Below are 24896 nucleotides of genomic sequence, written 5' to 3' on the forward strand. Positions count from 1 at the left end.
CCGAGTGTTCAATGAAAATTTATACCGACCATCAACGACGCACCCATTGCTGCGGGTTTGTTGTCGCTCCGTTGTGGCGTATCTCAAAATACAATCCGGGCTCTTCAAAGCCACCTGAATCACCCACTTGGGCGATGGTTTGTCCGGCGCGCACCCAGTCGCCCACGGCGCTATTCAATGACTCGTTACGCCCGTATAGGCTTAAATAGCCCTGACCATGATCAATTATGACCAAGAGCCCGTATCCCCGAAGCCAGTCGGCAAACACCACACGACCATAGTGAACCGCTCGTACCGGCGCCCCGGCTTGGGTAGCGATAAACAATCCATCATATACCACGCCGGTACTGGGGTTACGTTCACGATACCGGATTCGGATGTTTCCCTCCACCGGCAACGCCATTTGCCCGCGCCGTTCGGCGAAGGGCTGTTCGTCATCGCCGAACGCTATGTCTTCTATAGCGGCTTCAACTTCCCGTAGTAGGGCTTCCAATTGCAATCGCTCAGCTTCCTTTTTGGCGAGTTGCTCGGCCTGCGAAGTCGCTTCTTGCGCCAGCCGCGCCAGGACCTGCTGTCGCTGATTACGACTGGCCAACAATTGATTGTTTTCCGCAACCACCTGCTGATTTTGCGCTTCCAGATCTTGCTGTCTGGCCTGAATATTGGTTTCAACTTCACGCAATGCCAGTAGAGTCTGCTCATACTCCTGCAATTCAGCCAGTTGCGCAGCGTTAAAGTATTGGTAAAAAGTCATCATACGCTGGCCTTGCGCCAACGATTCGGGTGCCAACAACGCTTTCAACGGGGTTTGTTGACCACTTTTATAGACACTGACCAACAGCCCTTCAAGACGTCCCGCTTGCTCACGCTGCTGGTCCTCTAACCTCCCCTGACGAGTGCGTAATTGGTCAAGCTCGGTGCGTGTTGTCGCCAACCTGGCCTGCACGTCTTGCAGCCTTGCTTGCGCCGCCAGCATGTTGCGCTCGGTTTCTTCGAGCAATTGTTCCATCCGGCTGCGTTCCTGCCGGGTGTTGGCCAAACGACTTTGCAGTTCGGAAATTTCACGCTTCAGCCGCTCAACGTCGTTGGCATTGGGCTGCTGTGCCGACGCATTCAGGCTCAACAACGTCCAAAGGATACCCACAACGCACAGGCGAGCAGAACCTAGGTATCGACCAGCATAGGAATTGAAGTGGTTGAGAAACAAACGCAACAAAGCAGCTCTCACTTTTGCAACGGAGGAAAAAACATCATCGGGCATTCTACAGCAAAAGCGAGGTTTGTCGTGCGTATGGCATGGATGTTTAAAGCAAAGGGCCGCCACCGTTGCCGGGGCAGCCCTTTTTGGACAGAAACTTATGCGCTGACGATCAGGTTTTGCCCGGTCATTTCGCTCGGAATAGTATCGCCCATTAAGGTTAACAGTGTTGGGGCTATATCACTCAAGCCACCTTCTTTAAGCTGTTTGCCTGCAGCCCGATTACTCACGTAGACCAGAGGCACAGGGAAAATGGTGTGCGACGTCACCGCTCCACCCGTTTCCGGATCAACCATCAGCTCCACGTTGCCGTGATCGGCGGTGATCAAACATTCGCCGTCCACTTCCAGCAGGGCTTCGGTCACGGCCTTCAAGCTTACATCCAAAGCTTCAACGGCTTTCACGGCCGCGTCGAATTTGCCCGTATGCCCAACCATGTCACCGTTTGCGTAGTTACAAACGATCAAGTCGTACTTACCAGACTTGATTGCCTCGACCAGCTTGGCAGTCACTTCGGGCGCGCTCATTTCCGGCTTGAGGTCATAAGTGGCTACATCCGGCGAAGGCACGAGGATGCGGTCTTCGCCGGCATATTCTTTTTCCTCACCGCCGCTGAAGAAAAACGTAACGTGTGCATATTTTTCGGTTTCGGCAATGCGCAACTGGGTTTTACCCAAAGCGGACACATACTCACCCAGAGTATTGGTTAATGCCGTAGGTGGATATGCCACCACCGCAGGAATGTCAGACGCGTACTCTGTGAGGGTAACGAAACGCGACAATGCCGGGCGCACGGTGCGCACCATGTCGGTTAAATCGCCCTGCACAAAAGCATTGGTTAATTCGCGCGCCCGATCGGGCCGGAAGTTCATAAACACCACGGCATCGCCGTCTTTAATCACCGCCGGTTGTGCACCCGCTGGCACAATGGCCGTTGGGGGACAAAATTCGTCATCTTTATCTTGTGCATAGGCTGCGTGTAGTCCGGCCACAGGCGTTTCAGCGGTGATATCTGCCGTGCCTTGGGTCAGCAAGTCATAGGCTTTTTGTACCCGCTCCCAGCGATTATCCCGGTCCATAGCGTAGTAACGGCCAATCAGCGACACCACACCACGCACACCCAATTCATCAGCCCGCGCTTGCAAACGTGCCAAAGTTGCTTCCGCGCTGCGTGGTGGGGTATCACGACCATCCAGGAACGCATGCACATTAACCGGCACGCCATGCTTTGCCGCCAATTCCATCATGGCGATTAAATGATCATCGTGACTGTGCACGCCGCCAGGCGAAGCCAAGCCCAAAATATGCACGGCACCACCTGCCGCCCTGGCAGCTTCAACGGCCCCAACCAAGGCAGTGTTTTGGAAAAACAGGCCGTCATCAATGTCTTTGGTAATACGGGTAAAGTTCTGATACACGATACGTCCGGCACCGAGGTTCATGTGCCCCACTTCGGAGTTCCCCATCTGCCCCTCGGGCAAACCCACTGCCATTCCGGATGTCTTAATGGTGGTCTTGGGGTAGGTATTCCATAAATGATCCCACGTTGGGGTATTGGCTGCTTCAATGGCGTTTGAGGCTGACGTTTCGCTGTAGCCGAAACCATCGAGAATAAACAAGGCTACGGTTTTTTTGGTCGACATAGTGTCCTCTGTACTGTTTTGACTCTGCTGTTAAATGCCCAGAACGCTGGCTTGGTAGTCGCCTTGTTTATTATTGCTGTTATCTGCATCAGGTCTGGACCTGTGGGCGTAATTGTACTCACATTCTTACCCCGTAGCGAGTCATCAACGTTTCATCGTGCAGAAGGGATGATGCTCCGGTTCTTCTCAGGTATACTCGCCTCCACTTTTTCCCATCGTTGAAGCGGACTCCTTCTGTATGATGCAATTTTTCGCGTTTATTTCTGAATATTGGATGTTAGCCAGTGCTTGGTTGGCCTTCTTTTTCTTGCTGATTCTCTCCGAGTCGTCGCGTGGCGGTAAGGGTCTTTCGCCGCAAGAAACCACCAACATGGTGAACAGTAAGGATGCGGTGGTTATCGACATCCGCAAAGATGATGACTTCCGCAAAGGGCACATTCCAAACGCTATTAACATTCCAGCGACGGCGATAAAAAGCCGCTTAACCGAGCTGGAAAAATACAAAACGAAGCCAATCATCGTGGTATGCCAAACAGGCACAACAGCGAACTCAGCCGGTGCCGAATTGCGCAAGGCTGGCTTTAGTGAAGTTTACCGGATGAAAGGCGGGCTGCTGGAATGGCAAAGCAGCCGGATGCCTTTGGTGAAATCCTAATGACTGCTCCAGTCACCCTGTACACCACGCGTTTTTGCCCGTTTTGTGTGCGGGCGAAAATGCTATTGACGCAAAAGAATGTAAACTTCACCGAGATCGCCGTAGATGGGGACGCTGAGAAGCGAGCGGAGATGATGGCCCGCTCCGGACGGCATACCGTGCCGCAAATCTGGATCGGCGAACAACACATCGGCGGCTGCGATGAACTCTACGCCCTAGAACGACAACACGCGCTGGATGCCCTTCTGCATCCCCCCGCGCACTAACCTTCAAATTTTGCTCAGTCTAAGAGAACCCGTTATGTCAGAAGCTCCACAAACCCGCTTTGGTATCCAACGTATCTACATCAAAAACAGCTCGTTTGAAGCGCCGAACTCACCCGATGTGTTCCGCACGCAATGGCAGCCGAAAATGAAGATCGACCTCAACACCAAAGCCAAACCGCTGGGTGACGATGCCTTTGAAGTGGTTTTACGCTTAACGGTAACCGCGAACTTGGAAGAAAAAGTTGCCTTTCTAGCAGAGATCGAACAAGCCGCGATTGTAACGGTGGCAGGCTTTGAAACCGAACAACAAAACCAGATGCTGGGTGCATACATTCCCAGCGTACTGTTCCCATACGCACGTGAAGCGATTGATGGCATGGTGGTAAAGGGTAGCTTCCCGGCGGTTATGCTGGCACCGGTCAACTTTGATGTGCTGTACCAGCAGAATCAACAGAAGAATGCGGAAGCGACTACTGCGCACTAACTACTGACGCGGGGCAAGCCTTAACATTGGCAAACCCCGCATCCCGCAACTGCAAACCTTGCAACTGGCTCATCACCCCTTTCGGGCAATACAGCCAGTATTCTTTGCTCTGATCCAGCGCCGGGAAGTCGGTCTGCACACGATAAAAAGGCATGCTCATCACGTTAAAACCTGGCGCTTCCAGGGTCTGCAAGTCTTGCTCGCTCGGGTGCCGGACGTCCAGGATAATCGCACCTTTGTTCGCTGGATCGCCATCCGGCAGTCGTAAGGCACGATCGACGCTCACCTCCTCCGCCAAAGCCGCGATCGGTGTATATTGCGCATTCAAGGTCGCTTGCCACAGCAGATCCGGATCAAGATTCTCTTCTTGCATAGCCACCACATGAGGGCGTGCTTTGGTGGTAGGCTTGCGGCTGATCACACCACAGAACTCCGGCATTACGTCCGAAAAACTCGCCACGCCAATGCTCCGCGCCTGATCAATAATGCTTTGCTTGTCCATGGTAATTAACGGACGCAACACCATGCGTTGCACACACGAGTCGATGACTTGCAGATTAGCGAGCGTCTGGCTCGATACCTGCGCGATGGCCTCGCCGGTCACCAACGCAGTGGTGTTCAACTGCGCCGCTATGCGATCCGCCGCGCGTAACATTTGGCGCTTTAATACCACCCCCATGTGACTGTCGTCCACCTTGGTTAATATTTCCTCAACCACCGCCTCGAAGGGTACGGCAACAAAGGTTACGCCGTGCGATGCACCAAAACGGTGCCAAAGATGGTAGGCAATTTCCTTTACGCCCCTCTCATGGTCGGCCCCACCCAAGTTGAAGAAAATAAAGTGTGAACACACCCCCCGGCGCATCATTTGCCAAGCCGCGACCGAAGAGTCGTAGCCTCCTGAAATCAACGTTGCGACCGAGTCTTGCGTACCCAAGGGATACCCCCCCATGCCTGCCCGGCGATTACTCACAATGAACAGTCGATCATGTCGCACCTCCAGCGTCACCAACTGTTCTGGGCGATGCAAGTCGACACGACTGCCAGGCACTGTTTGCAACAACGCACCACCAACAAAACGTTCGAGATCTACGGAACGAAAATCATGATTACCACTACGCTTAACACGCACGCAAAAGGATTTTCCCGCCAAATCCGCTCCCACAGCGGCACAAGTTTGTGCGGCAATGGTGTCGAAATCGCCCAGCGGAAACTCCAAGGCTTCGGTGAAATTATCAATACCGGGGATGCGCGTCAGTGCATCGCTCATCGCCGCAGCGACCGACGGCGTGCACTCCGACCCAGCATCCACCTCAAGAATATCCCAATTCCCACCCACTCTTACCGCAGGCCAAATTTCCCTGAGTAGAAGGCGAATGTTCGACTTCAGACGCTTCAATTGATGAATGCGCACCGAACGCGACTTTACAATGATTTCGGGAAACAATTTAACAACGAACTTCATGACGGGCTCAGACGGAAAAAAACGCGGCGGATTATAGCAAAAAATCGAGACGTCGGACAGAATGCATCACCCTGCGGCATTACGCTACCCACAGGCTCATGAACCCGACTCAACCGCATGGCCTTTAGGCCACCATTGTGCGAAGATCATGCACCGACAGCACGCACCATCTCAGCAAAAGCACTTTTATGGTGCAGTAATGTACTGTTTTGGTGCACGTTTTTGCATGAAACGCACCAGCATCGCTCGGCAAGCCCCAAAATACGGCAACCATGCATCTGGCACGCGCTTTGCTAATTACCCAGTAAAAGTGCTCTAGCAAAAGCATCGCGCACAGCTGCTTGGGTACATGGGCCATTAACGAAAACTGAAAACGTATCGCCGGTCGATGGACATTGGTTCAGCCGGGTGCACACACCATCGTCAGACCTATTACGGGTCGCAACCTCGGAGAGTTAGTTATGTCAGAGAATACTCTGAAGCTGATCAAAGACAATGAAGCCAAATGGGTTGACCTGCGCTTCACAGATACTAAAGGTAAAGAGCAGCACGTTACGATTCCTGCTCGTTATGTAGATGAAGATTTCTTTGAAAACGGCCAAATGTTTGATGGCTCATCTATTTCTGGTTGGAAAGGCATTAACGAATCCGACATGATCCTGATGCCTGACGACTCCGCATCCATCATGGACCCGTTCACCGAAGATGCAACCGTTATCGTACGTTGCGACATCGTTGAACCCTCAACCATGCAAGGCTACGAGCGTGACCCACGGTCTGTTGCCAAGCGCGCTGAAGCGTACTTGAACAGCACTGGCTTGGGTGATGTAGCGTTCTTTGGTCCTGAGCCAGAATTCTTTATCTTTGACGGCGTAACTTGGGACATCAACATGTCCGGCTGCTCCTACAAAATCAAGTCCGAAGAAGCAGCATGGTCAACCAACGACCAGTTTGAAGGCGGCAATTTGGGCCACCGTCCGCGCGTGAAAGGTGGTTACTTCCCTGTTCCTCCGATCGACAGCCTGCACGACATCCGTTCTGCCATGTGCGACGCGATGGAAGCCATGGGCTTGGACGTTGAAGTTCACCACCACGAAGTGGCGAACGCCGGCCAGTGTGAGATTGGTGTGAAGTTCAACACCTTGGTGAAGAAAGCTGACGAAGTACAGGTTCTGAAGTACTGCGTACACAACGTTGCACACGCTTATGGTAAAACAGCCACGTTCATGCCTAAGCCTATCGTAGGTGACAACGGTTCTGGTATGCACGTTCACCAGTCATTCTGGAAAGACGGCGTGAACCAGTTCGCTGGTGATCTGTACGCTGGCCTGTCTGAAACTGCCTTGTTTTACATCGGCGGTATCATCAAGCACGCGAAAGCTCTAAACGCCTTCACTAACCCGGCCACCAACTCTTACAAGCGTTTGGTTCCCGGTTTTGAAGCACCTGTTATGTTGGCCTATTCAGCCCGTAACCGTTCAGCGTCTATCCGTATCCCATACGTTGCGTCACCCAAGGCTAAGCGCATTGAAACCCGCTTCCCTGACCCAGTGGCTAACCCCTACCTGGCATTCGCTGCCTTGTTGATGGCTGGCTTGGACGGCGTGAAGAACAAAATTCACCCTGGCGATGCAGCGGATAAAGACCTATACGACTTGCCACCCGAAGAAGCATTGGCCATCCCAACCGTGGCCGGTTCTTTGGACGAAGCACTGGAAGCCTTGAAAGCTGACCATGACTTCCTTACCCAAGGTGGCGTGTTCACCAAAGATATGATCGATGCGTACATCGAATTGAAAGAAGCGGACATCGAGCGCCTGCGCATGACGACGCACCCGATCGAATTCGACATGTACTACTCTGCGTAATTTGTTTTGCGGGAGTCATTGATTTAAGGGCATCTTCGGATGCCCTTTTTACGTTCAACGGTTTGTCGTTTGATACACACGCGGTAAACTCATGGGATGAATTCATCCTACGACATCATCATCATTGGCGGCGGCATGGTCGGCATGGCTTTCGTGCTGTCATTGCCATCTGCGTTGCAAGCCAAAACCTTACTGATCGACACCGCAGAACAGCCCGATAACGCTTCACCCAGCCCAAGTTTTGACGATCGAGGCACCGCACTAAGTCAGACCAGCTTAACACTGCTCGATCGACTGGGTGTGCGTTCTGCTCTGGAACCCCATTTGGGTTACATGACCCACATTGAAGTCAGCCAGCAAGGCTATTGGGGCATCACCCATTTACAACAGGATGACCCCTTTGGCGCGGTCATTAACAACCGCCAATTAGGCTATGCCCTATGGCAGCAAGCGCGCCAGAGTGCCGTGCACTGGCGGTTTGCGACGGGTGTAACAGCATTAAGTCCGACCGCCGACTTCACCACAGTGCACTGTACCGACCAACAAGCGTATCGCGCCAAGCTGGTCATCCTGGCGGATGGCGGACGTTCCGGCCTCGCCCGTCAGATGGGGATCGGCGAGTTTCGCCATGCTTACGGCCAGTCTGCGATTGTGTTCAATATTGACCGTGAACAACCGGTAAATGGTCGAGCGTACGAGCGTTTCGCCGCCGATGGCCCTCGTGCCTTGCTGCCGCTGTCCGGGCGGCGTCAAACGGTCGTATGGACAGTGGACACACCGCAACTGAATGAATGGCTGAACGAAGACGATACAAGCTGGCGACACACCATCACGGACTGTTTTGGTTCTGACCAAGGTGCGGTTAGCGCCGTATCAGCGCGTCAACATTACCCACTGCAATGGCGACGCAGCCATGAAACGGTGCGACACAGGCTGGCGCTGATAGGTAATAGCGCGCTCAGTTTGCACCCGGTTGCCGGGCAAGGGTTTAATCTGCATCTCCGTGGTTTGACGGCACTCGCCAGCCATTTGGCGCAGGCTTTTAACGATGACCAGGACGTAGGCCAATTGCCACATTTAAGGGCGTGGCAGGCACAGATACGTGCTGACCAGCGCCTGATCGAGGCGGCCTGCCATGGTTTGGTCAGCGCGTTCGCACTGCATCACCCCATGATAGCGCATGCCCGTGGGCTGGCATTGGCAGGGCTAGATAGCCTACCGGCACTCAAATCGTTCATTGCCCGCACGGCCATAGGAAGCCCAACATGATCCACACCCCTTCAGCACAGGCGAACACACAACACGCTGATACGGACATTCTTATTGTTGGCGGCGGTATGATTGGTGCGGCACTGTGTTTGAGTTTGCGCACCCTACCCTGGCGGGTATGTATAGCCGATGCACGACTCCCCAACGACACCATGCCACCGGCACCAGACACAGCAACACCCCGCAGCAACGATTTTGACCAACGCGTCAGTGCACTGGCTCTCGGTACCGAGCGTTGGTTGGCCGAACTGGGAGCGTGGGAACCTATACCTACTGAGCGCCTGGGTCGCTACGACCAAATGCAGGTATGGGATGCTGAGGGCACCGCCATACTTGATCTGAGCCATCATGACGCTGACCTAAGCCATTTAGGCCACATTGTCGAAAACCGTGTCGTAGAAGCCGCACTCTGGCAGTGTTTGAATACATGGCCGGAATTACAACGCCATTTAGGCAGCCCGGCTGTTGATGCCCAACGCAATGAACACGGACATTGGGTGGTACGCTTTAAGGATGGCAGCCAATTGAGTACCCGCTTATTAGTGATGGCTGACGGCGCTCAATCACCGTTACGTGGCATGCTAGGCTTTACGACTCGGGAATGGGACTACTTGCACCATGCCATAGTCGCTACCGTTTCACACGAACAGCCACACAACCGTACCGCGCGACAAGCCTTTCATCGCACCGGCCCTCTGGCCTTTTTGCCACTGCCGCCCAGTAACACCTCGTCCATCGTCTGGTCATTGGTTCCGGATGAAGCCGAACGCTTCCTGTCCGCTGCCCCTGAGCAACAGGGCAGGCTATTGACCCAGGGCTTAGGCCATCGATTGGGTGACGTAGCCATGGCCAGTTCCGTCAAGCGTTTTCCCTTGCGGCAGCGCCATGCCGCGGATTACATCATGCCGGGGGCCGTCTTGGTGGGCGATGCCGCGCACAGCATTCATCCACTGGCCGGGCAAGGTGCCAACATTGGACTACTGGACGCTCAAGCACTGGCCGCACAACTTAGGCGTGCCGCCGAACAGCGTATTCCCTTGGAAGAGCCTCTGTTGTTGCGGGCCTATCAACGGGCGCGCAAGACCGACAACTTATTGACCATGGCCGGCATGGAGTTTTTTCAACACCTATTCACGGTCGATCAGCCTGCGGTGCACTGGCTGCGCAACAACGGCATGCGCTGGTTTGGCCGCTGCGCGCCCTTACGCCGCACTGCCGTGAAAACTGCGGCGCGCTAAGGCATTGTTAATGCCCACCAGGGAAGCCGAGTTGGCGCCAGACTTCATACACCACAATCGCAGCAGTGTTCGATAAATTCAGGCTGCGCGATTGCGGTCCCATGGGCAGTCGGCGTTTGTGCTCCAAAGCCAAGCTATCCAAAACATGGGGTGGCAATCCGCGCGACTCCGGCCCCAACATAAAATAGTCACCTTCCTGATACACCCCGTCAAAGAATGAGGCCTGCCCTTTAGTGGTAAGCGCCCACAAACGTGCCGGTTGCTCCGTAGCAAGAAACGTGGCGTAATCAGGGTGCAGATTTACCCGCGCCCACTCATGGTAGTCCAAGCCGGCGCGGCGTAATGCTTTGTCTTCCATGGCAAAGCCGAGCGGCTCAATTAAATGAAGAGCGCAGCCGGTGTTGGCTGCCAAACGAATGATGTTACCCGTGTTAGGCGGTATTTCTGGTTCAAATAACACTAAATTAAACATACCAATTCTTCTCCAAAGGGGAAAAGGTAGATACCATGGCATGACACTTCAGGCAACAGGGTGACCATGAAGGAAGAACTGCTCGGCCGCATCTTAGTTAACGAAGGACTCATCACACAGGCTCAGCTGGACGAAGCCCTCGCACTGCAACAACATGAACCTGACTTACTGGTTGGTCATATTTTGGTGGAGAAAGGGTATTTGCGTTATGCCCAACTGGTCACCACCATTGTAAGCCACCAACACTTGCCGATAGCCCGCAACATTTTGGATCAACGCGCCAAAGCTGGCGAAACCCTTGATGAAATGGGTGTCCCCTTGCCTCGGCTGTCCAGCAAAGAGATGGCGACGCTCACCTTTCATGTCAAGGAGTTTCCGGTACCCGTGCCGTCGCCATCGCTTGAACATATTGATATGGACAGTGATACCGAGCGAGAGTTGGCCGAAGATGCATTCAGCCTGATTGATCACGGCGAAATGGAAGAGGCCAAACAAGTGCTCGTGCAAGGCCTAACCATTATTCCGAACAGCGACGCCTTACGTTATCTACAAGCGTGGTTGCTGGCCGAGCAGAACAAGCCGGATCAGAGCATTCAAAGCATAGAAAAACATCATCCGCAGTATACCCGCATACCAACGCTGTTATGGCTTATGGCCTACAACCGTCAAAGAATGCACCAACACGCCGAGGCCGTTGAAAATTATCAAGCGCTGCTGCATAGCAATAAGCCATTACCCGAGTGGTACTTTGGCCTCGCGTATTCGTTGCAACATCTGCACTACTGGAAGAAGGCGCGGCAGGTATACACGCACTTTATCAAAATCAGTCGTGGCGAAAACAAATGGACAAAGTACGCCCGGGAACAAGTAGCTTTGATTGTGCGCGAACACGGAATGTAACTGTTGCTATTTCTGCCACAGGGTCAGCGGTGGCGCCAGGTCTGAACGTTCATCGAGGAAGGCGAAGAAAAGATCAATTTGAAAGCCCGGTAAGGCCTGGAGTTCGCGCCGCATAGCGCTTTCGCCGGGAATACCACAAGGCACCACCAATTCATTGCCCGCACTGACGAGCTGCCAATATAGCCCTTCTCGCCACTCCAACAAGCGCACGGTGCGCAGCACCGCCATGTCCATACTGGCAAACCACTTTTTTCCGGGATAATGCAGCGTCACCCCACGGTGGGAAGACTCAACAAGTGTCGGTTGTAGCGGGAAAACAGGGTCAGTCATTGAGTCAATTCGGCTGCTGGAAATCGACGTTCATTATGACCAGCCAACGCGCCGCCAGCAAGGCCAGCGCGCCACGCGATCAAGGTAGAACGCTTTGCTTCAGTCATCACCGTCATCGTCACCGCCCTCGGTGACCATGCCCAATTCTTTAATTTTACGCGTCAAGGTATTACGCCCCCAGCCCAATAACTGCGCGGCGTCTCGACGGCGTCCCGCCGTGTGTTTGAGCGCCACATCAATCATCGCCTGCTCAAACAAGGGCACCGCCATATCCAAAATACCTTGATGGCCTTGCGTCAATTCACGGTCGGCCCAGAACTTCAGGTTATCCACCCAATGGCTGCCGGTTTCACGCACTTGCTCTTCGGCAATCAACTCCGGCGGCAAGTCATTGATAAACACTTCACGCCCGGAGGCCATCACCGTTATCCAGCGACAGGTGTTTTCGAGTTGGCGGACGTTCCCCGGCCAGGGCAGCGAGGCCAAAAATTCGACCGTTTCCTGGCGCAATAATTTCGCTTCAACACCCAATTCCGTAGCCGCACGCCCTAAAAAGTAATTCAACAAACGGGGAATATCCTCGCGACGATCTGCCAACCGTGGAATATGAATGCGAATGACGTTTAAGCGGTGAAACAAATCTTCCCGAAAACGCCCTTCGCGCACCAAACCCTCTAGATTTTGGTGTGTCGCGGCAATGATGCGCACGTCCACCTTAATCGCTGTATGTCCGCCTACGCGATAAAATTCGCTGTCGGCCAATACACGCAACAGGCGGGTTTGGGTTTCCGCTGGCATGTCACCAATCTCGTCCAAAAACAACGTACCGCCGTTTGCTTGCTCAAAGCGCCCAGGGCGCTGGCCGCTGGCGCCCGTAAAGGCACCTTTTTCGTGCCCGAACAGTTCAGACTCAATAAGGTCACGCGGAATCGCCGCCATGTTCAAGGCAATAAAGGGTTTGTCACGGCGTGGGCTATGCCGGTGCAAGGCTTGGGCGACCAGCTCCTTCCCGGTGCCTGACTCACCGTTGATCAACACCGTGATATTAGAATGCGATAACCGACCAATGGCCCGAAAGACCTCCTGCATCGCCGGGGCTTCACCAATGATTTCTTGCGCCGCCTGCCGCTCGGGCTCAACAATTTCTTGTTGCTGCTCGCGCGCATGTTCCATGGCCCGCTTCACCAGATCAATGGCCTCTGTGATGTCAAAGGGCTTGGGTAGGTATTCAAACGCCCCGCCTTGGAACGACGCTACGGCGCTGTCGAGGTCCGAATGCGCCGTCATAATGATCACGGGAATATCGGGGTGCATCGCATGGATTTCACGCATTAACGCCAAACCATCCATCCCTTCCATACGCACGTCACTGACGATGACCGTCGGCTTATCCCGTTGTAAGCGCTGTAAAAGGCTTTCACCGTCGGTGAACGACTGACAAGCCCAACCTTCTTTTTCCACCGCTTTTTCTAAAACCCAGCGAATGGACCGATCATCGTCCACCACCCAAACGGTTTCATGTTGGCTCATGGGCACCACTCCTGTTTATTTTGCTTCCCAACGCGCGTCCACTTCGGTCAATAACGGTAAATAGACACTGAAGCGGGTACTGCCGGGTTCACTCTCGCAATCAATCACCCCACCGTGCTGCGTCACAATCTGCTGAGCTATGGATAAACCCAGCCCTGTCCCTTGTGCACGCCCACTGACCATGGGATAAAACATGTTTTCCATCAGTTCTTCTGCAATACCTGGGCCGTTATCTTCAATCATCAAACGAATGACCAAACGATGCCGTTTTTGCCCAATGGTGAATTGCCGTAACGCTCGCGTTCGCAGGCTCATCCGCTTCTCAGTATTGCTATCGCCTTGCGACTGCAAGGCCTCCATGCCATTGCGCACAATATTTAATACAGCCTGTATGAGCTGTTCAGAATCGCCTTGCAAATCAGGTAGGCTGGGATCGTAATCACGCACAAACTCAACACTACTGCCCGCTTCCGCCCGCATCAGGCTGAGCACACGCTCGGTCACTTCATGCACATTTGTGGGGCGCCACCGAGGTAACTTATTGGAGCCCAGAATCCGATCAACCAAATTGCGCAAGCGGTCGGCCTCTTCAATGATGACCTGGGTATATTCGTCCAACGCCGGGTCACCCAACTCCAAAGCCAAGAGCTGCGCTGCACCTCGAATGCCCCCCAAGGGATTCTTAACCTCATGGGCCAAACCGCGCACCAACACCCTTGCGGCCTCTTGTTTGGCCAATGACGCCTCTTCACGGCTGATTTTGATGATGCGATCCATGGATAAAAACTCCACCAACACCGCTTGACGCTGATCTGCACGAATGGGTGTTAAGGTCATATCTACGGTAATCTTGCTGCCATCCGCCACCAAGTTCAGCAATTCAGAGCGTTGGGTAGTGGGTACTTCCTCATGCAACACACGCACCAGCAACTGTTCCAGCGCTTCGTGTGACTCAAACAACGCATTCCATGGCTGTCCATGCACCTGATTGCCGCTACGCGCAAACAATGATTCTGCCGAAGAATTCATGTAATCAATATGCAGCTCATGGTTCAGCAACACCATCGCCGTCGCTTGATGATCGACAATCCACTTAAATAAATCGGTGCTCACAATGACATCCTCCATGGGAGGTATTGGCAAATTTCAGGCCAGTATGAAACGGGCGGATAAAACCGCGAATGGCGTGCAGGTGCGCCGCTGTAGCCACGGCCCACCCTGCACGATACGCACTAATATAGTGCACTACAAGATGATATAAAATATTTATGCACCATTATTGTGCATTCGAGAAAGAAAGAGGAAATATTATTGCGGTTTCACCCAACGCACCCAGGACGCATTGTCACGCGCTTCGGGCACGCCTTTAATAAAGCCTAACTTATCGAACAGACCATCGGTGGTGGGTTGTTGTCGCGTATCGATGTAAACAGGACGGTCGATTTCCGCCAACACCAATTCCATCATGCGCCCTGCAACGCCACGTCGCCGGGTGGTTTTGCGCACCCCAAGACCAATAAGCTGCAAGCCATCCGGGCTCGTTTTAACACCCACAGCACCCAAGATGCGGCCATTAAACCAGCCACCCCACACGCTGTCACACGGTTGCAAATACTGGGCTATAAAATCTTCTGCGCTCAAATCCCGCACCATCCAACCGGGACTTTCGGAATAGATCTTGACCAGATCCGCATAGTGCTCTGGGTTATCAAGACTTAACTGCTCTACCGTAACAGGCATGTTTCAGCACCTTTCTATGTGGTCGATGCAAAGAAATTATCACTCTAGGCAGCATCGGGGCTTAGTCTCAGCGCTTGAGTGAGGTATAATTTTACGCCATTAAGTATGGCAAATTTCTTACCACATTGCTGCACACCACGATCAGGAGTCTTCCACCATGGCCCGTACCGCCCACGTTGAGCGGAATACCACCGAAACCCAAGTTCAGGTAAACATTAACCTGGACGGCACTGGCATCGCCAAACTCAATTCCGGCATGCCTTTTATGGACCATATGCTGGACCAGATTGCACGCCATGGCTTGATTGATCTGGACATTACTTGCACCGGGGATACTCATATCGATGACCACCACAGCGCCGAAGATGTCGGTATCACGCTAGGCATGGCCGTCGCGAAAGCCATCGGCGATAAAAAAGGCATTCAGCGCTATGGTCACGCTTACGTACCTTTAGATGAAGCACTATCCCGTGTGGTTTTGGATTTTTCCGGTCGCCCCGGTTTGCACTACGACATTCCATTCACCCGTGCCAGCGTGGGTGGCTTTGATGTCGACCTATTCCGTGAATTCTTCCAAGGCTTTGTGAACCACGCCAATCTGACGTTGCATATCGACAATTTGAAAGGCTTCAACAGTCACCACCAAATTGAAACCGTCTTTAAAGCGTTCGGTCGCGCTCTGCGTATGGCTGTGACCATGGACCCTCGTATGGCTGACCAAATGCCATCCACCAAAGGCGTGCTCTAAGGACTCAACTTCATGTCTGTGATTGCAGTTATTGACTACGGAATGGGCAACCTCCATTCCGTTGCCAAGGCGCTCGAATGTGTGGCGCCCGACCAAAAAGTTCTGGTCACGCATGATGCCGACATCATTCGTGCCGCAGACCGGGTGTTACTGCCCGGCGTTGGTGCTATACGGGACTGCATGCAGGCCATGCGTGACACCGGCGTGGCCGATTTGGTAAAAGACATCTGTCACGACCGCCCGTTTCTAGGCGTGTGCGTAGGTATGCAAGCGTTGTTGGAACACAGTAGCGAAAACAACGGAGTGGATACGCTGGGGATTTTTCCCGGCCAGGTGAAGCGTTTTGCCAATCATCAAGTGGATGATCACGGCCTGACCATGAAGGTGCCACACATGGGCTGGAATCAGGTACAACACACCCTTGACCACCCGTTGTGGCATGGTATTCCTGATCAAAGCCGTTTTTACTTTGTGCACAGCTTCTACGCCGACCCGCACCCCATGAGCCAAGTCGCGGGGCTATGTACCTACCAGACCCCATTTGCGGCGGCCATCGCGCGGGAAAACATCTTCGCGACGCAATTTCACCCGGAAAAAAGCAGCGACGCTGGCTTGCAGTTATTACGTAATTTCACGCGCTGGTCGGGCAATGCCTAAGCCTACCGCCGAACCCCATTATATGGAGCTTTACTTCAGATGTTGATCATTCCCGCCATAGACCTCAAAGATGGCCAGTGTGTTCGCCTGCGCCAAGGCCGCATGGACGATTCCACGGTATTCAGTGACGACCCCGTAGCCATGGCTACGCAATGGCGCAATCAAGGCTGCCGCCGCCTGCACTTGGTAGACCTCAACGGAGCTTTTGCAGGCACCCCGGTGAATGGCGACATCGTACGTGCCATTGCCAATGAACACCGCGATCTGCCCGTACAAATTGGCGGCGGCATTCGTGATCTCAGCACCATTGAATTCTATTTAAACGCTGGCGTTAGCTACTGCATCATCGGCACCAAGGCCGTGCAAGACCCGGCGTTCGTCGCCGAAGCCTGCAAAGCCTTCCCCGGCCACATCATTGTGGGTATTGATGCCAAAGACGGCCTCGTAGCTACTGACGGCTGGGCCGATGTTTCTACTGTTAAAGCCACTGATTTAGCCGCACAATTTGCAGCAGATGGTGTCAGCAGCATTGTATACACCGACATCGCGCGCGATGGCATGATGCAAGGCGTCAACTGGGAAGCCACCTTAGAGCTGGCGCGTGTGGGTGGCATTCCGGTGATCGCCTCTGGTGGCGTGACCAATATGGATGACGTAAAACGCCTAGCCGAAACCGCCAACCAAGGCATTCTCGGCGCTATCACTGGGCGTGCTATTTATGAAGGCACGCTGGATTTGCGAGACGCGCAAGCCTACCTCGACCAACAAGGGCAATAACCCATGGCCTTGGCAAAACGCATCATCCCCTGTTTAGACGTCGACAAAGGCCGCGTGGTCAAAGGCGTGAATTTTGTGGGCATTCGTGACGCTGGCGATCCGGTAGAAATCTCGCGGCGCTACAACGAGCAAGGCGCAGATGAAATCACCATATTGGACATTTCCGCCACCCATGAAGGGCGTGGCACTATGCTGGAAACCGTATCGTCGGTTGCCGGGCAGGTGTTTATTCCGTTAACCGTGGGTGGTGGCATTCGCACTGTCGAGGACATTCGCGCCATGCTGAACGCTGGGGCCGACAAGGTGTCCATCAACTCGGCAGCGGTTTCGAACCCCGACTTTGTGCGCGCCGCATCCGAACGCTTTGGTGCACAGTGCATAGTGGTCGCCATCGATGCCAAGCAAACGGGCGATGACAAGTGGGAAATTTTCACCCATGGCGGTCGCAAACCCACCGGCATTGATGCCGTAGAGTGGGCGGTTCGCATGGAGAACTATGGCGCAGGTGAAATTCTACTGACCAGTATGGACAGAGATGGCGTAAAGAGCGGCTTTGACTTAGCACTAACCCGTGCCGTGGCCGATGCCGTCAACATCCCTGTAATCGCCTCCGGTGGCGTGGGCAACCTCGACCACCTAGCTGATGGCGTATTGGAAGGCCATGCCGACGCTGTTTTAGCGGCCAGCATTTTCCATTTTGGTGAATTTACCGTACCGCAAGCTAAGGCGCATATGGCCAGCCGGGGGATTGAGGTTCGCCTTTAGAGCCCCGTAAGGCAAAAAATCGCAAACAGGGCGCAACACCATGCGCCCTGCCCTTATTTCAAGTTACCCGCTAAATGCCCACCCGCCGAATCTTCTGCACATTCCTGTTGATCAAATGCCGCACAACATAGCGGTATAAAACCCGTTTCAACCCACGCAGATTGGTGCCCTTTTGCGCGTAAAACGTATCCGGCTGATCATACACACCCAAATCATCAGCAATGCCTTCTTTTTGGATATAGGTATTCTCCCCCAGCCAGTCATTTTGGGGATTCTTTAAGCACGTGGTCGCAATCGCGTATCCACTGTAGGCCTCGCATTGATCAGCAAAGGTTTTCTGTATCTGCGCAAGATAGGGTTGATCAATAATATAGCCCTCAATATCGAGCCACCGGCCTTCGTAATACACTTCAACCCAACTGTGTAAAATCCGTTTCGGCGCCAACCAAAATATCCAACTTGGAATTGCCCCTTTTTGCATCGCATTATAAATGGTGAATCCATGCAGTCGGGTCGGAATACCTGCCGCCCTAAGCAATGCCATCAAGACTGTTCCTTTGGTATTGCACTGCCCATAGCCGTCTTGTAGCACCTGGCTGGCGGTGAGGTTGTCGTCGGCATTGTAACCAAAGGGAATTTCATCGCGATCGAAGCGGTAAATGGCCCCTATCTTGTCGTAAGTACCTAACTCAAGCCAACCCCGCTCAGCAAGCAACCGCTGCATGGCGGCGTGTTGGAAATCCAACAACGGCGTTTCGGATAAATGAATGGATTGTGCGTTGTTGCTGCTCATTGTTGCCACCTACTGACCATGAAAGTGACACCAGAATAGCGTTAAGGCCGCACCTCGAATTGAATAAACTGGCTACATCGCCTCTTTATTTCGCCATGGTCAATGCTTCACGAACCGACATCCCAAAATAGGCGCGAAACGTTCTGCTCAAATGTGCGCTGTCAGAAAACCCCGCATCCAAAGCTGCCGCCGTGGCCGACTTACCCGTGCGCAACCCATTGCAGGCACAGAGCAAACGTCGCCACAACAAATACGGCCGCCAAGGAATTTCCATGTGTTGTCGAAACAGATGCAGGAAGCGACTTTCAGACAGCCCCAAGTCGGCGGCAATCTCACCCGCCCGCCATTGTTCCGGTTTTACGCAGCCCTGCACGAAACACTGATCCAGCTGTGCCACCAATCGCCGCAAGCGCACATCGTCCGGTTGCGGATTAAAGGCCTGCGCACTCACCCCTAGCAACCCAGCCAAAGCGCCAAGCATATGAGCGGGGTTCTGAACAATCATCGCTTGCTCAAGTGGCGCCTCCTGCAAAGCGAAAGCCGTGTGGTCACCCAATAATTTAGTAGCCGCCCTACCCGCACGAGAATGGCGTTCAAGCAAAATGACCCAACACTGCTTAGCCCGCAATTCATGGCGAACACCAGAAGCAATGAGCATGGGTTGCTCAGAAGGAGACGCATCCGTCTGATCCAACTGCCAACCACCAGCAGCGACCGGCCAAACCACCTGCACCGCCGAATGCTTGTGCTCGCCAGCGTGCAGTTCAGCACTGTAAAACGCCATTACTCCCGGTTGCAGAATCAGCACCTAAAACGCCTCATGTTTTCCCATTTCCAATACAACCTGATCAGCAAACGTTGTGCAGCGATCAACGTTTAGAAAATATACGCCGAGTGAACGACAAAGTATTGTGCTCAACAACCATGGCGTACAAAATCCAAGCACAAACCTATTTGATTAAATCAACACCGTATAGGAAGCACAACCATGAGCGCATTCCGTGAATACAAAGTCGTCCATATCGCTGAAGGTGGCTGTGGCACCATACTGCTGGGTGCCTCCGGGTTGCCGATGAAAAAGATTGAAGTGGAACTGAATCAACTCGCCGCACAAGGCTGGCAGGTAGTGTTTCAAGTCATTGAACACAAGCGGTTTTGGTTGTTTTGGTCGCGTGAAGCGATGATCGTGACCTTAGGGCGATAGTACAAGGCGATGAAAACCGCTCTGCTGTCACTGATCCGGTATTACCAGCGCAAAGGTGGAGGTCAATACTGGTTTGGTATTGACTGTAATTACGAACCCACCTGTTCCGCCTACACCTATCAGGCCATTGAGAAGTATGGCACTTGGCAAGGCCTGAAAATGGGCTGGCACAGAATTCGGCGCTGCAACCAGCCTGCCGCTATCTGTAAATGCATTGACCCCTTGGAGTAACCCCATGTTAGACCAAGCCAGCGTAGAGCGAGACGAAGCCGAACTCAGTGCCGCCGTCAGTGCCTTAAGCGATCCGCAGCGTGCCCTGTTTTATGCGGGTGTTAAGCCACGCCTGCGCGACCCGGATACCTACGCGGCATTGAATTGGTTTTTTATCACCGGCATCCATCACTTCTATTTAGGCCGGTGGGTGCGCGGCTGTATTGATTTGGTGGGTTTCTTGCTCGGCGTGGTATTGATTCTTATGGGTGAATGGGCCCTCGGCCTGCTGTTGATACTCGCCATCAGCGTCATAGAATTGTGGGAATTATTCCGTTCTCAAATCATCATTCAACTCTGGAACAACCAAATTTACCGCGAAGAACTGAATAAGTTGGCGGGTAAAACCACTCATCACTAGCGCCAAAACCGCAAGGGCTTTTGGTTATATACCATAGTCCCGCTCAACTTTGGCAATTCTGACCTTGAACGTGGAGTACCACCGTTCATGCCCCAGTCTCTGCGCTTCCAAATGGACTGCATTACGCTTCCAGTGTTTAATCGCCTCAAGGCTTTCCCAATAAGAAACAGTAATACCTATTCCTTCGCGTACCGACTCAATACCGAGAAAGCCCGGCTGTTCAGCAGCCAGTTGCACCATGCGATCTGCCATTGCACCATATCCGTTGTCGCCGTCCGTACGGAGGTTGGTAAAAATCACCGCGTAGTACGGTGGTTCGGGTGTTTTTGCGATATCGGACATGAAACCTCACACAGGTATTCGTTTCCGGCAGATTAGTGCAACTTCGCTACAAAAGGGAAGCACCTCAACGCATCCAGACTTTTCCAAACCCAATGGGCGAGAACCAGATACCGCCGATAACAAAGCTGATCAACGTGGCCAGTAATACCGCCCAGATATTGATGGTGTCCATAATTCTCGCTCTGTGTTTTCTTAATCATATTCCGGTGCGGATCAGCCCGTATTGTAAAAAACTTACCTCTCGGGGAAAAAGTTCTGGCGGTCGGTATCGAGCGCCAAGTACTCCTTCGGGTTAATGCCCGAAAACGCTTTAAATTCCTTGATGAAATGCGCTTGATCGTAATATCCACAATCATGGCTAATGGTTCCCCAGCTCACCTTATCTGCGCGCTGTATCGCTTGAAAAATTTGCTGAAACCGTAGAATGCGCTGCAAACGTTTCGGGGTAGTGCCCGTGTGTTCGGTGAACAACTTCACAAAGTGTTTGTGTGAATAGGGTTGCGCATCAAGCGCTTGCTTTAACGTTTCGGCCGTGGGGTTGTGAAGCAGTTGTTCAATAACCTGCCGCACAGCGAGGTCTTGGCGTTTAGACCGTTGATGAGTCAGCCAATCAGCAAAGACTTCCAATATTTTTTCAGGGCTAGGCTCACGCAATAACTGTTCACGCAAGGCGGTGATTTTCGACCCGAATACAGCGCAGCCAGGTACTACTTGGTTTGTAAAGGGTGCGGCATCGCCAGCAATAAATTCATACAAACCGGCTGGATAAAAACGCACCGCGACGAGTTTTGTATTGGCCGGCGTAGTAAACACCATAGCCGAATCGTGAAATCCCGAAAGCCATGAGCCGATGCAGTGAACCTTAACGGATTGTTGAGCCAATTCCGTCACGTAACACGGCTGATCATCAAGCTCAATAATTAAACTGATGAGGCCATCCGGTACTAGGCGCTCTTTCTCATGTGCCGGAGTGTAATCACCGAGGTAAAAAATACTTTCTACCGCGGAAGACAGGTCATCTGGAATCGGGAGTGGCATATATTGCATGATGTTGTCGATCTTCTTATGAGGCGTTGTCATGACGGCCTGTAAACAAGAAAGCAGTTGCTTCTTGAAATTCCAAGGAAAACGCTACACCGAGCCCTGACTACTGCTCATTCTAATAGACCACGGCCTTGGGGAATTACCGCCGCGCGGGTACGACAAACGCAGCACGCATCATTGAGTAGTACGTCCGGCTTCCGCAAAATCACCGCGTAGTAAGGGGATTTGCGCGTTTGCTCGGTATCGGCTGACTGAGTTCAGGCCATGACCGCCACGTACCTATGCCATACAGGGCGCCAACCCCCAAGCAAATGCCCGAGCTTACAAGCCAAAACGTTAAACTGTTTTCGGGAAATAGCGGCATGATGCCAACAAAAGCCACACCACGGAGCACAAAAATCGCCGCAATAACGCACAAACCTAAGCGCAGAAGAGGTAGGCGAAGAATAATTCCTGCCCCTGACAACCCATACAATGACCACAAAAAAAGTACCACGACAAGCACCGAGGTGACTGCGGCAGGATACCAGTGACCTTGTTCTGACATTACCGCCATTTGCTCTCCCGCACCAAAAAAACGATACCAATCACCGCCAAAAATAATTCAGCCTACGTGCGCAAGCGCTGCCAATCCTCTGCACGCCGCAGCAAGGATCAAATAGGTATTCTTATCTGTTTGCATCGTCTCCCTCCAATAACGTTGGGGTGGTTGAAATTCACTGCAAGCTAGGCGGAAAGCCCGATTTGCTCAAGGCTTCCCTGCCCACTCGTGCCTAATGAAAAAAGGCTAAGTTAATCACCTAAGTCACTATAACAGTCAGCGCAGTGCGCTTCTTAACCTTTTTAGTAACCAGCGCTGAAATCAAGCGTGCCCATTACCGTCGTCACTGCGTAGGCAATCATCGTAAGGCCAACATACGATGTTGCCCAGCCCTCTTCGCGCGGAATGACCACGAGGCGGTGATTTTGACATGCGGTAAGCACGGTACAGTATCCTGGAAAGGCCGCTTCAAGCTCGGCGTGGGCATCGGCAGGCGTCTCTCCTCGATCACTGCGGTAGCTCACGAAAATAACGTCGGCGTCGAGTTCGGGCAGGCGCTCAACACTCAGTTGTTCAGACGTACCCTCTGGGATGTTTTCGATCACCTCGGGAAAAGAAAAGCCCGCGTCTCGCAGCACTTTGCCGAACGAGGAATAAGGGTTCCATACTGAAAGATTCCCGTTCTGCGCATGAAACGCACTGACGATGCGAGGGTTTTCTCCTACCACGCGGCGCAGTTGGGCAAGCTGTGCGTCATACCGGGCTTTTAGCCTATCCAGCATTGCCATATTTCCGGTTAAGTCAGCCAGTAGGTCGTACAGCTCGTAATCACTCCGCTTGCCGGTTCGGGTATCGATCACTATGGTCGGTGCGATGGCCGACAGTTTGTCGACGTCCGCCTGCTGCCACGTGCTGGTAATAATCAGATCTGGGCGCGCATGGGTCAAAACTTCGAGGTCAATTGGGTTATGACCCAGATTGATGATGTCACTCGTGGAAAAGTCTTGCCCGGTCAATAACACGCCAGACCGGATCATGGCCACACCGCCAGCACCGGGGCGGCCATGGCTGGCCACAACCGGAGCCCCGAGTTCAAGCAGAGGAACGGTTAACTCAATATCATGCAAGGTAGCGATGCGCTCCGGGGTGGCCGGGTAAACGACACTGCGTCCCAGATCGTCGACAAATCGGCGCATTTCTTGTGCTACGGTGTGGGAGGAAAGCATTACAAAGCCGAGTGCAGAGAGGATGAGCCATGTTTTTTTCATGTTTATTCCTATTATGTGTCCGTTATTCAGCAACAAGGTCGCGGTTCAGATCGTCCTGCAACAGCACTTCGGCAATTTGGTCTAGGCCATTCATGATCTTGCCCCATGCGGAACCGACCATTTCACCGCCGTTCAGTGGATAGAACTGCCCCGCCCGATACACGGGCAAGGCACACACCAAGGGTCGGCTGACGAAGTCATCGAACGAGGTAGAATTGCCGCTCTGGTCGGCATCGTAGGTGATTAGAAACATCACATCGGCCGTGTGCTCACCCAAAGACTCAATACTTTTTGCATTACGGTCGATGGCCCAGGTCCGCTCCGGAGGAGACATCACCGGGTCAAGCGCCCGACGAATAGCCCCAAAAGCTTGCGTGGGTTCTACGGCATAAAAGCCATCGCCCTGATATTCTGGTGCGATGATGGACAACGTGGTGCTGTCCAGTCGATCACCCAAGGTTGCCCGCAGCTCAGCCACTTTTTGTTGCAACTCAGCCTCTAGGCTTTGTGCACGCTCGGTACGGTTGACCGCATCAGCAAACTGATACAAGGCCACTTCCAAGTCGTTGCTGAACATATCGATGACGATGGTGGGGGCAATCTTGGAATACATTTCATAGGCTTCGGCAGGCCATGGCGATGCAATGATCAAATCGGGTTGTTGTGCCGCCACGGCTTCAAAATCGGGCTCTCTATAGGTGCCAATGAACGTCACGCCAGAAGTATCATAACCTTGCATGCGGCGGTAAACCTGCTCACCATTGCCGTTGATGTGGCCCGCACTGGCAATGGGCTGCACCCCTAATTCCATTAATGGCAATAAACCATTCTGGTCTTGCAGAGTCACAATCCGCTGCGGGTTGACGGGTATGCAGTCCTCACCCGCGGCATGAGCAAACAGCCGGTAGCCTTCAGTGCAATCTTGCGCCCAAACCGGTGTAGCAAAGATCAGGCTGCTCATTAAGGTGATCCATAATGCGTATTTCATGTCGCTCGTCACTCCGATGT

29 protein-coding genes are annotated in these 24896 nt (G+C 53.1%); 14 read left to right on the plus strand and 15 right to left on the minus strand.

Annotation, left to right across the window (positions count from 1 at the left end):
• Nucleotides 1-31: 31 nt before the first annotated feature.
• Both ACFOSD_RS01680 and gpmI read right to left on the minus strand, forming a co-directional pair.
• Nucleotides 32-1216: a murein hydrolase activator EnvC family protein gene (locus ACFOSD_RS01680; RefSeq protein ID WP_380694288.1), complete on the minus strand. Its 1185-nt coding sequence runs from the start codon at nucleotides 1214-1216 to the stop codon at nucleotides 32-34.
• A gap of 140 nt (nucleotides 1217-1356) precedes the next feature.
• Complete coding sequence (gene gpmI / locus ACFOSD_RS01685; protein WP_380694286.1) at nucleotides 1357-2901, minus strand: 2,3-bisphosphoglycerate-independent phosphoglycerate mutase; 1545 nt, start codon at nucleotides 2899-2901, stop codon at nucleotides 1357-1359.
• 238 nt (nucleotides 2902-3139) lie between these two features.
• On the opposite strand from gpmI, the gene ACFOSD_RS01690 reads away from it, so the two are divergent.
• From ACFOSD_RS01690 to secB, 3 genes are read left to right on the plus strand one after another with little or no spacing between them, the layout of a single operon-like run.
• Nucleotides 3140-3556, plus strand: a complete 417-nt coding sequence (locus ACFOSD_RS01690) for a rhodanese-like domain-containing protein (protein ID WP_380694284.1) — start codon at nucleotides 3140-3142, stop codon at nucleotides 3554-3556.
• Nucleotides 3556-3822 carry a glutaredoxin 3 gene (gene grxC / locus ACFOSD_RS01695; RefSeq protein WP_380694282.1) on the plus strand — a complete coding sequence of 89 codons (267 nt, stop codon included), beginning with the start codon at nucleotides 3556-3558 and terminating at the stop codon, nucleotides 3820-3822. The genes ACFOSD_RS01690 and grxC overlap by 1 nt, the downstream gene beginning before the upstream one ends.
• A 34-nt stretch (nucleotides 3823-3856) precedes the next feature.
• Nucleotides 3857-4306, plus strand: coding sequence for a protein-export chaperone SecB (gene secB / locus ACFOSD_RS01700; RefSeq protein ID WP_380694280.1), 450 nt, complete (start codon nucleotides 3857-3859; stop codon nucleotides 4304-4306).
• Here secB and thiI read toward each other — a convergent pair.
• Entirely contained in the window at nucleotides 4293-5771 is a 1479-nt protein-coding gene (gene thiI / locus ACFOSD_RS01705; RefSeq protein WP_380694278.1) for a tRNA uracil 4-sulfurtransferase ThiI, read from the minus strand. The two genes, secB and thiI, sit on opposite strands and share 14 nt — an antisense overlap.
• Before the next feature lie 461 nt (nucleotides 5772-6232).
• On the opposite strand from thiI, the gene glnA reads away from it, so the two are divergent.
• The 3 genes from glnA to ACFOSD_RS01720 all read left to right on the plus strand — a co-directional run bounded on the left by glnA (nucleotide 6233) and on the right by ACFOSD_RS01720 (nucleotide 10146).
• Nucleotides 6233-7639 carry a glutamate--ammonia ligase gene (gene glnA, locus ACFOSD_RS01710; protein WP_380694276.1) on the plus strand — a complete coding sequence of 469 codons (1407 nt, stop codon included), beginning with the start codon at nucleotides 6233-6235 and terminating at the stop codon, nucleotides 7637-7639.
• A 96-nt stretch (nucleotides 7640-7735) separates the two neighbouring features.
• On the plus strand, nucleotides 7736-8908 hold the full coding sequence (locus ACFOSD_RS01715; protein WP_380694274.1) for an FAD-dependent monooxygenase: 1173 nt from the start codon (nucleotides 7736-7738) through the stop codon (nucleotides 8906-8908).
• Nucleotides 8905-10146: an FAD-dependent monooxygenase gene (locus tag ACFOSD_RS01720; protein WP_380694272.1), complete on the plus strand. Its 1242-nt coding sequence runs from the start codon at nucleotides 8905-8907 to the stop codon at nucleotides 10144-10146. The genes ACFOSD_RS01715 and ACFOSD_RS01720 overlap by 4 nt, the downstream gene beginning before the upstream one ends.
• A gap of 7 nt (nucleotides 10147-10153) precedes the next feature.
• Here the strand turns inward: ACFOSD_RS01720 and trmL are convergent, their stop codons facing one another.
• Nucleotides 10154-10618: a tRNA (uridine(34)/cytosine(34)/5-carboxymethylaminomethyluridine(34)-2'-O)-methyltransferase TrmL gene (trmL, locus tag ACFOSD_RS01725; RefSeq protein ID WP_380694270.1), complete on the minus strand. Its 465-nt coding sequence runs from the start codon at nucleotides 10616-10618 to the stop codon at nucleotides 10154-10156.
• A gap of 66 nt (nucleotides 10619-10684) precedes the next feature.
• On the opposite strand from trmL, the gene ACFOSD_RS01730 reads away from it, so the two are divergent.
• Nucleotides 10685-11518 carry a tetratricopeptide repeat protein gene (locus ACFOSD_RS01730; protein WP_380694268.1) on the plus strand — a complete coding sequence of 278 codons (834 nt, stop codon included), beginning with the start codon at nucleotides 10685-10687 and terminating at the stop codon, nucleotides 11516-11518.
• A 6-nt stretch (nucleotides 11519-11524) separates the two neighbouring features.
• On the opposite strand, the gene ACFOSD_RS01735 is transcribed toward ACFOSD_RS01730, so the two are convergent.
• From ACFOSD_RS01735 to ACFOSD_RS01750, 4 genes are all read right to left on the minus strand, one after another.
• Nucleotides 11525-11848 (minus strand): hypothetical protein, encoded by a 324-nt coding sequence (locus ACFOSD_RS01735; RefSeq protein ID WP_380694266.1) that lies wholly within the window; start codon nucleotides 11846-11848, stop codon nucleotides 11525-11527.
• 99 nt (nucleotides 11849-11947) lie between these two features.
• The gene (gene ntrC / locus ACFOSD_RS01740; protein ID WP_380694264.1) at nucleotides 11948-13378 is read right to left on the minus strand and encodes a nitrogen regulation protein NR(I); all 1431 of its coding nucleotides are present in this window, start codon (nucleotides 13376-13378) and stop codon (nucleotides 11948-11950) included.
• A gap of 15 nt (nucleotides 13379-13393) precedes the next feature.
• On the minus strand, nucleotides 13394-14491 hold the full coding sequence (gene glnL / locus ACFOSD_RS01745; protein WP_380694262.1) for a nitrogen regulation protein NR(II): 1098 nt from the start codon (nucleotides 14489-14491) through the stop codon (nucleotides 13394-13396).
• 195 nt (nucleotides 14492-14686) lie between these two features.
• Entirely contained in the window at nucleotides 14687-15118 is a 432-nt protein-coding gene (locus ACFOSD_RS01750; protein ID WP_380694260.1) for an acetyl-CoA sensor PanZ family protein, read from the minus strand.
• A gap of 157 nt (nucleotides 15119-15275) precedes the next feature.
• Between ACFOSD_RS01750 and hisB the strand changes: the two genes are divergently transcribed.
• From hisB to hisF, 4 genes are read left to right on the plus strand one after another with little or no spacing between them, the layout of a single operon-like run.
• Nucleotides 15276-15866: an imidazoleglycerol-phosphate dehydratase HisB gene (gene hisB, locus ACFOSD_RS01755; protein ID WP_380694258.1), complete on the plus strand. Its 591-nt coding sequence runs from the start codon at nucleotides 15276-15278 to the stop codon at nucleotides 15864-15866.
• A gap of 12 nt (nucleotides 15867-15878) precedes the next feature.
• Nucleotides 15879-16523 (plus strand): imidazole glycerol phosphate synthase subunit HisH, encoded by a 645-nt coding sequence (gene hisH / locus ACFOSD_RS01760; protein WP_380694256.1) that lies wholly within the window; start codon nucleotides 15879-15881, stop codon nucleotides 16521-16523.
• A 39-nt stretch (nucleotides 16524-16562) separates the two neighbouring features.
• Nucleotides 16563-17300 carry a 1-(5-phosphoribosyl)-5-[(5-phosphoribosylamino)methylideneamino]imidazole-4-carboxamide isomerase gene (gene hisA, locus ACFOSD_RS01765; protein WP_380694254.1) on the plus strand — a complete coding sequence of 246 codons (738 nt, stop codon included), beginning with the start codon at nucleotides 16563-16565 and terminating at the stop codon, nucleotides 17298-17300.
• A gap of 3 nt (nucleotides 17301-17303) precedes the next feature.
• Nucleotides 17304-18065, plus strand: a complete 762-nt coding sequence (gene hisF, locus ACFOSD_RS01770; RefSeq protein WP_380694252.1) for an imidazole glycerol phosphate synthase subunit HisF — start codon at nucleotides 17304-17306, stop codon at nucleotides 18063-18065.
• A 70-nt stretch (nucleotides 18066-18135) separates the two neighbouring features.
• Here the strand turns inward: hisF and ACFOSD_RS01775 are convergent, their stop codons facing one another.
• Together ACFOSD_RS01775 and ACFOSD_RS01780 are read right to left on the minus strand one after the other, a co-directional pair.
• The gene (locus ACFOSD_RS01775) at nucleotides 18136-18858 is read right to left on the minus strand and encodes a transglutaminase-like domain-containing protein (RefSeq protein WP_380694249.1); all 723 of its coding nucleotides are present in this window, start codon (nucleotides 18856-18858) and stop codon (nucleotides 18136-18138) included.
• An 85-nt stretch (nucleotides 18859-18943) separates the two neighbouring features.
• Complete coding sequence (locus ACFOSD_RS01780) at nucleotides 18944-19666, minus strand: helix-turn-helix domain-containing protein (protein ID WP_380694248.1); 723 nt, start codon at nucleotides 19664-19666, stop codon at nucleotides 18944-18946.
• A 180-nt stretch (nucleotides 19667-19846) separates the two neighbouring features.
• On the opposite strand from ACFOSD_RS01780, the gene ACFOSD_RS01785 reads away from it, so the two are divergent.
• The 3 genes from ACFOSD_RS01785 to ACFOSD_RS01795 are packed head-to-tail and all read left to right on the plus strand — an operon-like array spanning nucleotide 19847 to nucleotide 20693.
• Nucleotides 19847-20062: a DUF4177 domain-containing protein gene (locus tag ACFOSD_RS01785; RefSeq protein ID WP_380694246.1), complete on the plus strand. Its 216-nt coding sequence runs from the start codon at nucleotides 19847-19849 to the stop codon at nucleotides 20060-20062.
• Nucleotides 20063-20071: 9 nt separating this feature from the next.
• Complete coding sequence (gene yidD / locus ACFOSD_RS01790) at nucleotides 20072-20293, plus strand: membrane protein insertion efficiency factor YidD (protein ID WP_380694244.1); 222 nt, start codon at nucleotides 20072-20074, stop codon at nucleotides 20291-20293.
• A 4-nt stretch (nucleotides 20294-20297) separates the two neighbouring features.
• Nucleotides 20298-20693 (plus strand): hypothetical protein, encoded by a 396-nt coding sequence (locus ACFOSD_RS01795; protein WP_380694242.1) that lies wholly within the window; start codon nucleotides 20298-20300, stop codon nucleotides 20691-20693.
• A 24-nt stretch (nucleotides 20694-20717) separates the two neighbouring features.
• Here the strand turns inward: ACFOSD_RS01795 and ACFOSD_RS01800 are convergent, their stop codons facing one another.
• The 5 genes from ACFOSD_RS01800 to ACFOSD_RS01820 form a co-directional block, all read right to left on the minus strand.
• Entirely contained in the window at nucleotides 20718-21035 is a 318-nt protein-coding gene (locus ACFOSD_RS01800) for an antibiotic biosynthesis monooxygenase family protein (protein ID WP_380694239.1), read from the minus strand.
• A gap of 64 nt (nucleotides 21036-21099) precedes the next feature.
• Nucleotides 21100-21207, minus strand: a complete 108-nt coding sequence (locus ACFOSD_RS01805; protein WP_380694237.1) for a DUF1761 family protein — start codon at nucleotides 21205-21207, stop codon at nucleotides 21100-21102.
• Between the two features lie 62 nt (nucleotides 21208-21269).
• Entirely contained in the window at nucleotides 21270-22115 is an 846-nt protein-coding gene (locus ACFOSD_RS01810) for a helix-turn-helix domain-containing protein (RefSeq protein ID WP_380694235.1), read from the minus strand.
• A gap of 807 nt (nucleotides 22116-22922) precedes the next feature.
• Nucleotides 22923-23888, minus strand: a complete 966-nt coding sequence (locus ACFOSD_RS01815) for an ABC transporter substrate-binding protein (RefSeq protein ID WP_380694233.1) — start codon at nucleotides 23886-23888, stop codon at nucleotides 22923-22925.
• A gap of 22 nt (nucleotides 23889-23910) precedes the next feature.
• Nucleotides 23911-24876 carry an ABC transporter substrate-binding protein gene (locus ACFOSD_RS01820; protein ID WP_380694232.1) on the minus strand — a complete coding sequence of 322 codons (966 nt, stop codon included), beginning with the start codon at nucleotides 24874-24876 and terminating at the stop codon, nucleotides 23911-23913.
• Nucleotides 24877-24896: the final 20 nt, after the last annotated feature.

Origin of the sequence: Salinispirillum marinum (genome assembly GCF_042650105.1) — a bacterium.
Classification (GTDB): Bacteria; Pseudomonadota; Gammaproteobacteria; order Pseudomonadales; family Natronospirillaceae; genus Salinispirillum; species Salinispirillum marinum.